Origin of the sequence: Pseudomonas sp. L-22-4S-12, from assembly GCF_009799935.1 — a bacterium.
Lineage (GTDB): Bacteria > Pseudomonadota > Gammaproteobacteria > Pseudomonadales > Pseudomonadaceae > Aquipseudomonas.
This window is the reverse complement of the sequence record NZ_WELL01000003.1, coordinates 278015-290989: the sequence shown is the minus strand read 5'-3', so window position 1 is coordinate 290989 and position 12975 is coordinate 278015. Positions and strand designations below refer to the sequence as shown.

The 12975-nt window shown below is 62.5% G+C and carries 11 protein-coding genes and 2 tRNA genes; 2 read left to right on the top strand and 11 right to left on the bottom strand.

All coding sequences use genetic code 11. The features are described 5' to 3' along the window. Nucleotides 1–17: 17 nt before the first annotated feature. Together F3I16_RS10610 and F3I16_RS10605 are read left to right on the top strand one after the other, a co-directional pair. Nucleotides 18–323 (top strand): DUF2845 domain-containing protein, encoded by a 306-nt coding sequence (locus F3I16_RS10610; protein WP_160493615.1) that lies wholly within the window; start codon nt 18–20, stop codon nt 321–323. 31 nt (nt 324–354) lie between these two features. Continuing rightward, on the top strand, nt 355–1809 hold the full coding sequence (locus F3I16_RS10605) for a rhomboid family intramembrane serine protease (protein ID WP_160493614.1): 1455 nt from the start codon (nt 355–357) through the stop codon (nt 1807–1809). A gap of 15 nt (nt 1810–1824) precedes the next feature. Here the strand turns inward: F3I16_RS10605 and F3I16_RS10600 are convergent, their stop codons facing one another. From F3I16_RS10600 to secG, 11 genes are all read right to left on the bottom strand, one after another. Further along, the gene (locus F3I16_RS10600; protein WP_160493613.1) at nt 1825–3240 is read right to left on the bottom strand and encodes a hypothetical protein; all 1416 of its coding nucleotides are present in this window, start codon (nt 3238–3240) and stop codon (nt 1825–1827) included. Nucleotides 3241–3350: 110 nt separating this feature from the next. Then, on the bottom strand, nt 3351–5456 hold the full coding sequence (gene pnp, locus F3I16_RS10595; protein WP_160493612.1) for a polyribonucleotide nucleotidyltransferase: 2106 nt from the start codon (nt 5454–5456) through the stop codon (nt 3351–3353). A gap of 213 nt (nt 5457–5669) precedes the next feature. Beyond that, nucleotides 5670–5939, bottom strand: a complete 270-nt coding sequence (gene rpsO / locus F3I16_RS10590) for a 30S ribosomal protein S15 (protein ID WP_160082491.1) — start codon at nt 5937–5939, stop codon at nt 5670–5672. Between the two features lie 177 nt (nt 5940–6116). Beyond that, nucleotides 6117–7034, bottom strand: coding sequence for a tRNA pseudouridine(55) synthase TruB (gene truB / locus F3I16_RS10585; protein WP_160493611.1), 918 nt, complete (start codon nt 7032–7034; stop codon nt 6117–6119). A gap of 2 nt (nt 7035–7036) precedes the next feature. Continuing rightward, nucleotides 7037–7414, bottom strand: coding sequence for a 30S ribosome-binding factor RbfA (gene rbfA, locus F3I16_RS10580; protein ID WP_160082495.1), 378 nt, complete (start codon nt 7412–7414; stop codon nt 7037–7039). Between the two features lie 225 nt (nt 7415–7639). Continuing rightward, on the bottom strand, nt 7640–10144 hold the full coding sequence (gene infB, locus F3I16_RS10575; protein ID WP_160493610.1) for a translation initiation factor IF-2: 2505 nt from the start codon (nt 10142–10144) through the stop codon (nt 7640–7642). Nucleotides 10145–10170: 26 nt separating this feature from the next. Continuing rightward, complete coding sequence (gene nusA / locus F3I16_RS10570) at nt 10171–11652, bottom strand: transcription termination factor NusA (RefSeq protein WP_160082499.1); 1482 nt, start codon at nt 11650–11652, stop codon at nt 10171–10173. 83 nt (nt 11653–11735) lie between these two features. After that, nucleotides 11736–12194 (bottom strand): ribosome maturation factor RimP, encoded by a 459-nt coding sequence (rimP, locus tag F3I16_RS10565; protein WP_160493609.1) that lies wholly within the window; start codon nt 12192–12194, stop codon nt 11736–11738. A 127-nt stretch (nt 12195–12321) separates the two neighbouring features. After that, nucleotides 12322–12398, bottom strand: a tRNA-Met gene (locus F3I16_RS10560). Nucleotides 12399–12493: 95 nt separating this feature from the next. Further along, a tRNA-Leu gene (locus tag F3I16_RS10555) sits at nt 12494–12579 on the bottom strand. An 11-nt stretch (nt 12580–12590) separates the two neighbouring features. After that, nucleotides 12591–12974, bottom strand: coding sequence for a preprotein translocase subunit SecG (gene secG, locus F3I16_RS10550; RefSeq protein ID WP_160493608.1), 384 nt, complete (start codon nt 12972–12974; stop codon nt 12591–12593). Between the last annotated feature and the right edge of the window lies 1 nt (nt 12975).

Here is a 12975-nt window from a genome sequence, read left to right as displayed (position 1 = left end):
GCGCCGCGATCCCTTCGATGCTCAAGCCCCTCGCCACTTCCCTGCTGCTCTCGCTGTGCTGCGCCACCGCCCAGGCCGGCTCGACCCTGCGCTGCGGTAGCAATCTGATCAGCCTCGATGACCTAGCCAGCGAAGTGGAGGCCAAGTGCGGCACTCCCGTCAGCCGGGACAACCTAGGCTACCGCGAAGTGACCGACTATTACGGCTTCACCCAGGAAGTGTTGGTGGAAGAGTGGATCTACGGGCCGAAGAACGGCATGTATTACTACCTGCGCCTGCAAGGCAATCGCCTGGTCAAGATCGAAAGCAAACGCGGCCAATAACTGCCAGCCGCCGGCTACATGGAAGTAACCAATGCTCATCATTCCCGCCGAACACCCGCTGGACTGGAAACGCCCACCGGTCATCACCCTGCTGCTGATCCTGCTCAACACGCTGATCTACTTCGCCTACCAGGGCGGTGACGACGAACGCCAGGAGATCGCCGTCCATGCCTACCTGGACGGCGGCCTGCTCAATCGCGAGCGGACACTGTTCACCGAGGACTTCAGCCAGCGCCGGGAGCTGGATCAGGACAGCCGCGAGTATCTCGACGGCATGCGCCGCCAGGACCTGGCTGCACTGATCCTGCATGACCTGGAGTTCGAGCATGGTCTGCATCAGCGCGCCGACTACCGGGCCGACAGCACCTGGCAAGCGGCACGCCAGCAAGCCGAAGCCGCGCGCAACCAGCTCAGCAGCATGCGCTTCGGCTTTATCCCGGCCAGGTTCACGGTTGAAGGCCTGTTCGGCGCCATGTTCCTGCACGGCAGCTTCGAGCACCTGCTGGGCAACATGCTGTTCCTGTTCATCTTCGGTTTCGCCCTGGAAATCGCCCTGGGCCGTGCGCTGTATCTGGGCCTGTACCTGCTCAGCGGCGTCGCCTCGCACCTGCTCTGGTGGGCCGTGGACCCGGTCTGGGTCAGCGGCGTCGGCGCCTCCGGCGCCATTTCCGGGCTGATGGGCATGTACATCGGCGTCTACGGCCTGCGCAAGATCAACTTCTTCTACTGGCTCGGCCCGCTGTTCGGCTACTTCAAGGCGCCAGCGCTGTGGATCCTGCCGGTGTGGATGGGCAAGGAGCTGTACGGCCTGCTGCTGGCCGAGGGCAACACCAACTACTACGCCCACCTCGGTGGCCTCGCGGCCGGCTTCCTCGCCGTGTGGCTGCCGCGCCTGGGCGGCCGGCTCAAGATCGACGAGGCCTACTTGCACAAGGAAGACCCGGACGCGCCGTTCAAGCGCGAGCTGGCCGCCCTCGACCAGCTGATCGGCCAGTTCGCCCTGGACCAGGCCGCCGCCCGCGGCCCGGACCTGCTGGCCCGTTACCCTGGCCGCATCGCGCTGCTGGAGCGGCTGTATGCGGTGGCCCGCGGGCGCCAGGACAAGGTCCTGCTCGGCGCCGTGCTCAAGCAGCTGTTCGCCCTGGCCGAGCACGGCGACAGCCTGACCCTGCTGCGCCGCATCGCCGACGACAGCGGCGAGGCCGAGCAGCGCCTGTTGCAGCACCCGGCCGTGCAACTGCACCTGCTTGCCCCGCTGATCCGCGCCGGCGAGGGGCAACGCGCGCTGGGCGCCTGGCGCCGCCTGAGCCGCAGCGCGCAACTGCCGCAGCAGTTCCCGCTGCTGACCCTGCAACTGGCTCGCCAGCTCGGCCAGCGCCAGGACCTGCACGGGGTCGGCGAGCTGAGCCGCTTCCTGCGCCAGGCCTTCCCGGAAGCCGAGCAGACCCGCCAGCTGACGATCTACCAGCAGCATCTGGCGCGCTAAGCGGCGCCAGCCGCCTCAGCTGCGCTCGGCCAAACGCGCAATGGTCGTCTCCAGCACGGCTATCTCGCCCAGCAACGGCGACTGCGGGTAACGGGCACGGATGAAGGCCAGCAGCTTCTGCGCCGGCTCCAGTTGCCCCAGCCCCTCGGCAAAAGCACGCGCAGCCAGCAGATAGGCGCGGGGCATGAACGGGTAGTCGGGGAAACGCTGGTGCAGGTTGCGCAGCAGGCTCAGGCCCTCGCGAACCTTGTGCCGCTCGATCAGCGCCTGGGCCAGCCGCTCGCAGGTCTGGGCATCGTCCGGCAGGTAATCGGCCTGCAGCTGGCGCGCATTGAGCAGCGCCGTGGCGGCCTGGGCCGGGTTCGAGCGGGCGGCCAAGGGCAGGTAATGGGCCAGATGGCGCAGGCAGCGCTCGCGGGCGTTGAGGCTATAGAGCAGCTGATGGAAGCGCTCGTTGAGCTTGAGGTCGTCGGGCATGCGCTCCAGCGCCTGGGTCAGCACCTCCAGGGCCGGCCCGCTCTGCCCCTCCTTGAGCCGCACTTCGGCCTCGGCCAGAGCACGCCGGCGCTGGTACTCCTCGGCCGGAAAACCGGCACTGGCACCCTCCTCGGCCACGGCAAAGCCTAGCGCGCCCTGATACTGGAACACCGCATAACCCATCATGGCGCACATCACCACGCTGAAATAACCGAACAGCAAGGCGGCAATCGGCAGCAGCACCACTCTCGGCAAGCCGTTCGAAAGCATGTAGGTGACCCAGTCCGGCGACTGCCAGAGGATGAACAGGAACACCCAGAGGATCAGGTAACGCCAACCCATGGCCTTGATCACCTGGCCGACCTCGTCCGGACTGAGCGCCGCGCCCAGGGTCTTGTCCAGCGCCAAGCGGATGATGCAGGCCGGAATCAGCAGCTGCACGCCCAGGCTGACCGCCCAGAACAGTGCCTCGCTGTCGAAATCGGCGGCCAGCCACTGGGCGGCGAAGGCGATGAAGAAGATCACCAGCAGGCGCCAGAACAGGCCGAAACCCTCGATATCGAATGCGGTGCGCAACGCGGGAGCCTCGCGGCCACCCTGGCTGGCACTCTCGATCACCGTTTGCAGGTACTTGCAGGCCACGCAGAACAGCGCCAGCCAGAGCAGCTTCCAGCCCGGCATGAACAGGCTGGCCAGGGCCAGCACCACGGCGAACAGCAACGGCCCGGTCTGCAAGCCGTAGAGAAAGAATTGCGGGATACGCTCCCAGAAGGGTTGCGCGCTATTGGCCGCGCCGAGAAAGGCCAGCTTGCCGCGACACAGGGGGCAGACCGGTTGCTGCTCGGGGGCCTCGGCATTCAGCGGGATGCAGCAGTCGCCGAAATCCCGCTGGCACGGCACGCACTGCCAGGTGGCCGGCTGCGTGGGGTGGTAGCGGCAGTGGGTGATATCCATGGCCAAACATCCTTGTCGATACGGCTTGAAGCGCCATTGTCCGGGCAAATCCCGGGCAAAAAAAGAGGGCCCGCAAGCGGGCCCTCCTCTTTACTGCAGATGCTTCGGACTTAGACGCCCGAGGCCTTGGCCGCAGCGACATCCTTGATCGACAGCTTGATACGGCCGCGGTTGTCCACGTCCAGTACCAGTACTTCGACTTCCTGACCTTCCTTCAGCACGTCGGTGACCTTCTCGACACGCGCATCGCTGAGCATGGAGATGTGCACCAGGCCGTCCTTGCCCGGCAGGATGTTGACGAAGGCGCCGAAGTCGACGATGCGCTCGACCTTGCCGAGGTAGATCTTGCCGATTTCGGCTTCCGCGGTGATGCCCAGTACGCGCTGACGCGCGGCCTCGGCCGCTTCCTTGGTTTCGCCGAAGATCTTGATCGAGCCGTCGTCTTCGATGTCGATCGAGGCCTTGGTCTCTTCGCAGATACCACGGATGGTCGCGCCACCCTTGCCGATGACGTCGCGGATTTTGTCCTGGTCGATCTTCATGGCGATCATGGTCGGCGCGTTGGCCGACAGTTCGCTACGGGATTGGGCAATGACCTGGTTCATCTGGCCGAGGATGTTCAGGCGCGCTTCCAGGGCCTGGCCCAGGGCGATTTCCATGATCTCTTCGGTGATGCCCTGGATCTTGATGTCCATCTGCAGTGCGGTGACGCCATTGGCGGTACCGGCCACCTTGAAGTCCATGTCACCCAGGTGGTCTTCGTCGCCGAGGATGTCGGTCAGAACGGCGAACTTCTCGCCTTCCTTGACCAGACCCATGGCGATACCGGCAACCGGCGCCTTCATCGGCACACCGGCGTCCATCAGGGCCAGGGAAGCGCCGCAGACGGAAGCCATCGAGGACGAACCGTTGGATTCGGTGATTTCCGAGACCACGCGAATGGTGTACGGGAACACGTCGGCGGCCGGCAGCATGGCCTGCACCGAACGACGGGCCAGACGGCCGTGGCCGATTTCGCGGCGACCGGTAGCGCCCATGCGACCACACTCACCGACCGAGTACGGCGGGAAGTTGTAGTGCAGCATGAAGGGGTCTTTCTTCTCGCCTTCCAGGGTGTCGAGCAGCTGTGCGTCACGCGCGGTGCCGAGGGTGGCAACCACCAGGGCCTGGGTTTCGCCACGGGTGAACAGCGCCGAACCGTGGGTCTTGTCCAGAACGCCGACTTCGATGTTCAGGCCACGTACGGTACGGGTGTCACGCCCATCGATACGCGGTTTGCCGTTGACGATGTTCTCGCGCACGGTACGGTATTCGATTTCGCCGAAGGCGTCTTTGACTTCGCCGGCAGAAGGCTGACCTTCTTCACCGGAGAACTTGGCCACCACCTGATCCTTCAGCTCGCCCAGACGCGCGTAGCGGTCCTGCTTGATGATGATGGTATAGGCCTTGGAGATTTCGTCGCCGAACTCGCTGCGGATGGCATTGAGCAGCGCAGTATTTTCCGCTTTCGGCTGCCAGTCCCAGGTCGGCTTGCCCGCTTCGGCGGCCAGCTCGGTAACGGCCTGGATCACGGCCTGGAATTCGTCGTGGGCGAACAGTACGGCGCCCAGCATCTGGTCTTCGGTCAGCTCTTTGGCTTCCGATTCAACCATCAGCACGGCGTCCTTGGTGCCGGCCACGACCATGTCCAGGCTGGAAGCCTTGAGCTGCTCGTAGGTCGGGTTTAGCAGGTAGCCGGTTTCCGGGTGGAAGGCGACGCGCGCGGCACCGATCGGGCCGTTGAACGGGATGCCGGAGATGGCCAGGGCAGCCGAGGTACCGATCATCGCAGCGATGTCCGGATCGGTCTTCTTGCTGGTGGAAACCACGGTGCAGATGACCTGCACTTCGTTCTGGAAGCCTTCCGGGAACAGCGGACGGATCGGACGGTCGATCAGGCGCGAGGTCAGGGTTTCTTTTTCCGAAGGACGCGCTTCACGCTTGAAGAAACCACCGGGGATCTTGCCCGCGGCGTAGGTTTTCTCCTGGTAGTGCACGGACAGCGGGAAGAAGCCTTTGCTCGGGTCGGCGGTCTTGGCGCCGGTTACGGCGACCAGTACGGTGACGTCGTCGTCAACGGTGACCAGCACGGCGCCGGAGGCCTGACGGGCGATACGGCCAGTCTCGAGGGTAACGGTCGACTGACCGAACTGGAACTTCTTGATTACCGGGTTCACGGTTTTTTCCTTCTCTATTGTTGCCTTGGGGAAACTGGTGGTGCGAGGGGTTGACCCTCTTAAAGTCTGTTCGCAACTCGGCTCGGCGGAACCGGTTTGTGAACGGGCTTTAAATACCCTTGTGCAGAAAGCCAGAAGCTGGAAGCCCCAAACCTCAGACGGTCAGACCGACTGCGACTTGCGACTTCCAGCTTCTCACTTCAGGGGTACGTCTTAACGACGCAGACCCAGGCGACCGATCAGGGCGCTGTAACGCGATACGTCTTTACCCTTCAGGTAGTCCAGCAGCTTGCGACGCTGGTTAACCATACGGATCAGGCCACGACGGGAGTGGTGGTCCTTGCCGTTGGCCTTGAAGTGGCCTTGCAGCTTGTTGATGTTGGCGGTCAGCAGGGCAACCTGCACTTCCGGGCTACCGGTATCGCCTTCAGCTTGCTTGTAGTCGGTTACGATTTGGGCTTTTTCTTCAACGCTCAGTGCCATGGTAATGGGCTCCTAGAGTGAACAGGCCAGGGACTATTCCCTGTATTAAAAAGTGAGGAGTGACCATGCCTGTTGACAGCCATCCTCGTACGCCAGCGGGTAAATCCGCTGACGCTTGCATGCGGATAAATCCGCCTGTGTTTCACCGCCAGCGCACGAATCCGCTGGCGGTTTCGGTCATTCCGACCGAATCAGTCGACGCGGCGCGATGCGCCCGTCTTCGCTCACTTCACCGATGCCGATGAAGCGACCATTGTGATCCTGTACCCGCACCATACCGAACTTCGGTGCATCCGGGGCGCGTACCGGCTGGCCATGCAGCCAGTAATAGGCGCTGTGCTCGGAAAAATGCACCAGCGGCCAGTGCTGCAAGCCGCTGTCCGCCGGAAGCAGGAAGCAGTCCAGTGCCTCGTTGCCGCCCTCGGCATGGGCTGCTTCCAGCTCTTCCAGGGTGACCGTCTGCGCCAGATTGAACGGCCCGGCCTGGGTACGGCGCAATTCGGCAACATGGGCGCCACAACCGAGCAGCTGGCCAAGATCCTCGACCAGGGTACGGATATAGGTACCCTTGCTGCAGGCCACGCTCAGTCTCAGCTTCGACTCTTCGAGGCTGAGCAGTTCCAGGCGCGCAATAGTAACAGAACGCGCCTCGCGCTCCACTACTTCACCGGCCCGCGCCAGCTTGTACAAGGGCTGGCCATCCTTCTTCAGGGCCGAGTACATCGGCGGCACCTGGCTGATTTCCCCGCGAAAACGCGGCAGCAGCGCCTCGACATCATCCCGACCAACGGTCACTTGGCAACGCTCGAGCACCTCACCCTCGGCATCGCCGGTGGTGGTGGTCACGCCCAGCTGGGCCAGGGTCTCGTAGCCCTTGTCGGCGTCCAGCAGGTACTGGGAGAACTTGGTCGCCTCGCCAAAGCACAGCGGCAGCACGCCGGTGGCCAGCGGATCGAGGCTGCCGGTGTGCCCGGCCTTTTCGGCATTGAGCAGCCAGCGCACCTTCTGCAGCGCGGCGTTGGAGCTGAAGCCATAGGGCTTGTCGAGCAGGATGATGCCGTCAACCTTGCGGCGAATACGTTTGACCTGGGCCACGCTCAATCGTCCTGATGCTTGCTGTCTTCGGCGACGGCACGTTCGATCAACGTGGACAGGTGCACACCGCGAGAGATGCTTTCGTCATAGTGGAAATGCAGCTGCGGCACGCTGCGCAGCTTCATCGCCTTGCCCAGCAGCATGCGCAGGTAGCCGGCGGCGTCATTCAGTACGCGCACGTTCTGCTTGATCTTGTCGGCGTCGTTCTCGCCCATCACGGTGATGAAAATCTTGGCGTGACCAACATCGCGACTGACGTCCACGGCAGTGACGGTGACGAAGCCCAGGCGCGGGTCCTTGACCTCGCGCGGGATCATCTGCGCCAGCTCGCGCTGGATCTGGTCGCCGATACGCTGGGTACGGCTGTATATCTTGGCCATTTTCTTACCTCTCCCGCCGGCAGCGCCAGCGGGTACAAAAGCGGCAAACGCCCGGCCGCGCATGCGGGGCCGGGCGTTGCGTGTTGCAACTCGTTTTCGGGTCTGCTGCGCGTCGGCGATACTGCGTTAAAAGCAGCCTCAGAATGCTCATTTACAACTCGTAAACTGCGCTTCTTCGGCTGCTTTCGCCTTGTCTCGCTCTAGCTCGCTAGCCCCGAGTCCGCTCTAGAGCGTACGAGCCACCTGGACCTTCTCGAACACTTCGATCTTGTCACCGACCTTGACGTCGTTGTAGCTCTTCACCGCGATACCGCACTCCATGCCGGCCCGCACTTCGGACATGTCGTCCTTGAAGCGGCGCAGGGATTCCAGCTCGCCCTCGAAGATCACCACGTCTTCACGCAGTACGCGGATCGGACGGTTACGGTGCACGACACCCTCGACCACCATGCAACCGGCGACCGCACCGAACTTCGGCGAACGGAACACGTCACGCACTTCGGCGATACCCAGGATGTTCTCGCGGACATCGCTGCCGAGCATGCCGGTCAGGGCTTTCTTGACGTCATCGATGATGTCGTAGATCACGTTGTAGTAACGCATATCCAGGCCTTCGGCCTCGACGATCTTGCGCGCACCGGCATCGGCACGCACGTTGAAGCCGAAAATCACCGCATTCGATGCCAGCGCCAGGTTGGCATCGGACTCGGTGATACCACCGACGCCGCCCCCGACCACACGCACTTGCACCTCGTCGTTGCCCAGGCTGCCGAGCGAACCCTGCAGCGCTTCCAGCGAACCACGGACGTCGGATTTGAGGACGATGTTGAGCGTCTTCTTCTCTTCCTGGCCCATGTTCTCGAAGATGTTTTCCAGCTTGCCGGCATGCGCGCGAGCCAGTTTGACCTCGCGGAACTTGCCTTGGCGGAACAGGGCGACTTCGCGGGCCTTCTTCTCGTCGGCCACGACCATCATCTCGTCACCGGCATCCGGCGTGCCATCCAGGCCGAGAATCTCGACCGGGATCGACGGACCGGCTTCCTTGATCGGCTTGCCGTTCTCGTCGAGCATGGCGCGCACGCGGCCATAGTTGACGCCGACCAGGACCATGTCGCCCTGGCGCAGAGTACCGTCCTGAACCAGCACGGTCGCTACCGGGCCACGGCCCTTGTCCAGACGGGACTCGACCACCACACCACGGCCCGGGGCCGACGGCGTGGCTTTCAGTTCGAGAACTTCGGCCTGCAGCAGTACGGCTTCGAGCAGTTCGTCGACGCCGGTACCGACCTTGGCGGAAACGTGCACGAACGGCGCATCACCGCCCCACTCTTCCGGAATCACATCCAGCGCGGCGAGACCGTTCTTGATGTTGTCCGGGTTGGCATCGGGCTTGTCGATCTTGTTCACCGCGACCACGATCGGCACGCCAGCGGCTTTCGCATGCTGTACGGCTTCCTGGGTCTGCGGCATCACGCCGTCGTCCGCAGCCACCACCAGGATGACGATGTCGGTCGCCTTGGCACCACGGGCACGCATCTGAGTAAACGCGGCGTGACCGGGAGTGTCGAGGAAGGTGACCATGCCGCGGTCGGTTTCGACGTGGTAGGCACCGATATGCTGGGTGATGCCACCGGCTTCGCCGGCGGCGACCTTGGCGCGACGAATGTAGTCGAGCAGCGAGGTCTTGCCATGGTCGACGTGACCCATGACGGTCACTACCGGCGCGCGATGGAAGGATTCACCTTCGAAGCGCAGCGATTCGGCCAGTTGATCTTCCAGGGCGTTGTCGCTGACCAGCTTGACCTTGTGGCCCAGCTCTTCGGCGATCAGCTGGGCAGTTTCCTGATCCAGCACCTGGTTGATGGTCACCGGGGTGCCCATCTTGAACATGAACTTGATGACTTCGGCAGCCTTGACCGACATCTGCTGGGACAGTTCGCCCACAGTGATGGTCTCGCCAATCGATACTTCGCGCACTACCGGTCCTGTCGGGCTCTGGAACCCGTGCTGATTACGCTTCTTCAGCTTGCCCTTGCCACGACCGCCACGACGGAAACCATCGGTTTCCTCGTCGACGGTGCGCGGTGCAACACGCGGGGCAGGAGCCTTTTCCTTGACGGAAGGGCGGTGCTGGGTGGTCTTGCGGTCACCACCACGACGCTCGGCATCGTCGCTGCGCGCCTTTTCCGGGCGACGCTGTTCTTCTTTCTTGCGCTCGGCAGCGGCGGCATCCAGCACCGGCGCCACGTCCAGCGGAGCGGCAACCGCAGCGACAGCAGCTTCGCTGGCGGCTTCGGCCGGCTTGGCGCTGGCGGTCGGCTGCTTGCGCGCCTCTTCTTCGGCGCGGCGAGCGGCTTCCTGCTCGGCCTTCAGGCGGGCAGCCTCTTCGGCCGCGCGCTGCTCTGCCAGCTCGCGCTGCTTCTCCGCCTCGATCTCGTCAGGGCTGCGCTTGACGTAGGTTTTTTTCTTGCGCACTTCCACACTGATGGTCTTGCTACCGGCAACCTTCAGGGTAGTGGTGGTCTTGCGCTGCAAAGTAATCTTGCGCGGCTCTTCCAGTTTCTCGCCGTGGCTGCTCTTGAGATGGGCAAGCAGGGCTTGCTTCTCGTTGTCGGTCACAACTTGCTCGGCACTGGTGTGCGGCAGACCCGCCTCACGCATCTGCAGCAGCAGGCGCTCTACCGGTGTGTCGACCACTTGGGCCAGTTCTTTCACCGTGACTTGCGTCATGCACTTCTCTCCTCAGGCCGTAAAACTTACTCGAACCAATGGGCTCGGGCGGCCATGATCAGCTTGCCGGCACGCTCTTCGTCGATGCCGTCGATGTCGAGCAAGTCGTCGATCGACTGCTCGGCCAGGTCTTCGCGGGTAACTACGCCACGTACTGCCAGTTCTTGCGCCAGGCCCTTGTCCATGCCTTCCAGGGACAGCAGGTCCTCGGCAGGCTGGGCGTCGGCCAACTTCTCTTCGTTGGCGATGGCCTTGGTCAGCAGGCGATCTTTGGCGCGAGCGCGCAGCTCATTGACGATGTCCTCGTCGAAGCCATCGATGCTGAGCATCTCTTCCATCGGTACGTAGGCGATTTCTTCCAGGCTGGTGAAGCCTTCCTCGACCAGCACCTGGGCCAGTTCTTCATCGACTTCCAGCTCGTTGATGAAGTCCTGCAGGATGTCGCCGGTCTCGGCCTGCTGCTTGGCCTGGATGTCCGCCTCGGTCATCACGTTGAGGGTCCAGCCGGTCAGCTGACTGGCCAGGCGCACATTCTGACCGCCACGACCGATGGCCTGAGCGAGATTGTCCTCACCGACGGCGATGTCCATGGCATGGGCATCTTCGTCGACGATGATCGCCGCCACTTCGGCCGGAGCCATGGCGTTGATCACGAACTGGGCGACGTTCTCGTCCCACAGCACGATGTCCACACGCTCACCACCCAGCTCGCCGGAAACGGCCTGCACGCGCGAACCGCGCATGCCGATGCAGGCGCCTTGCGGGTCGATGCGCTTGTCCTTGGAACGCACCGCGATCTTGGCGCGCGAACCCGGGTCACGGGAGGCGGCCATCACTTCGATCAGTTCCTCGGCGATTTCCGGCACTTCGATGCGGAACAGCTCGATCAGCATCTGCGGCGCGGTGCGCGACAGGATCAGTTGCGGGCCGCGGTTCTCGGTGCGGATTTCCTTGAGCAGGGCACGCAGACGCGCACCGACACGGAAGGTTTCGCGCGGGATGATGTCTTCGCGGGCCAGCAGGGCCTCGGCATTGTTGCCCAAGTCGACGATCACGCTGTCGCGGGTAACCTTCTTTACGGTACCGGAGATGATCTCGCCCACGCGCTCGCGGTACGCATCCACCACCTGAGCACGCTCGGCCTCGCGCACTTTCTGCACGATGACCTGCTTGGCGGTTTGTGCGGCGATACGACCGAACTCGATCGACTCGACCGGCTCTTCAACGATGTCACCGACCTTGGCGCCCGGCTTCTGCTCTTGGGCCTGTTCGACGGTCAGTTCGGCCGCCGGGTTTTCCAGGTCGTCTTCTTCGACCACATTCCAGCAGCGGAAAGTTTCATAGTTGCCGGTGTGGCGATTGATCTCCACACGCAACTCGACCTCGTCGTCAAAACGCTTCTTGGTCGCTGTCGCCAGAGCCAGCTCCAGCGCTTCAAAAATTACACTGGCCGGTACGCCTTTTTCGTTGGATACCGACTCTACAACCAGCAGTACTTCTTTACTCATCGTACGCCTCGCCTTTCGCAATCCATTGGATCCACGCAATCCGCGCCAACTGCGCAATCCGCGTACTCCGCGGGATCCGCGCCTCAGTCAAAACGGGGGATAATGTTGGCCTTGTCGATCAGGTCGATCGGCAACAGGTATTCGTGATCATCCACCAGCACCACCACGTCCTGCTCTTCCACACCGCGGAGAAGGCCTTGGAAGTTGCGCCGGCCATCGAATGGCGAACGCAACTTGATTTTCACCTGCTCGCCAACGTGCTTGGCGAACTGCTCGAGGCTAAACAGCGGCCGGTCCATGCCGGGCGATGAAACCTCGAGGGTGTATTCACTGGCGATCGGGTCTTCCACATCCAGCACACCGCTGATCTGTCGGCTGACCTTTTCGCAATCTTCGACCAGCACACCATCGGGCTGATCGATGTAGACCCGCAGCAGAGAATGCCGACCCTGAGACAGGAACTCGACACCCCAGCACTCGTAGCCAAGCGACTCCACTACCGGGGCCAACAAGGCCTGCAACTGCTCTAGCTTGCTCGACACCTGAACCCCTCCGTGCATGTCGTACAAATAAAAAATGGGCGAAACGCCCATCATCAAGCCACTCAGAAACACTGGCGGCGGACTGTCCAGCTAGCAAAAAGCCCCTGAAAAGGGGCTTCTCGAATACTGGTTGCGGGGGCTGGATTTGAACCAACGACCTTCGGGTTATGAGCCCGACGAGCTACCAGACTGCTCCACCCCGCGCCAAAGCTGGGGCGGAAGTATACGACCGATACCCCTTCAGGGTCAACCGAACTCCCAGCAACAAGAAGGCCCGCATAAAGCGGGCCTTCTTGATTTGGTACCGAGGAGGGGACTCGAACCCCTACAGCCTATGGCCACTACCACCTCAAGGTAGCGTGTCTACCAATTCCACCACCTCGGCAAAAACGGGTGTTACTTTTGCTCTGGAGCCTTCGGCACGTCAGTTGCTTCAACTGCCGGCACCTGGCCTTCGAGCACCGGGACGTCTTCGACGGCCGGCTTTTCCTGTTGCACTTCAAGCACTGCCGGATCCGGCAAACCTGCTTGCGTCAGCATATCAGACTTTTCTTTAGCAAAAAACGCTAAACCCAAGCTGGTAATGAAAAAAGTTGCAGCGAGTATACCAGTAAAGCGGCTCAGAAAGGTAGCCGAACCCTGGCTACCGAATACAGTTGCCGAAGCACCCGCACCAAACGAGGCGCCAGCATCCGCACCCTTGCCCTGCTGCAACAGCACCAGCGCAACCACGCCAATGGCAACCAGCAGATGCACAACAATTACGACTGTTTCCAGCATT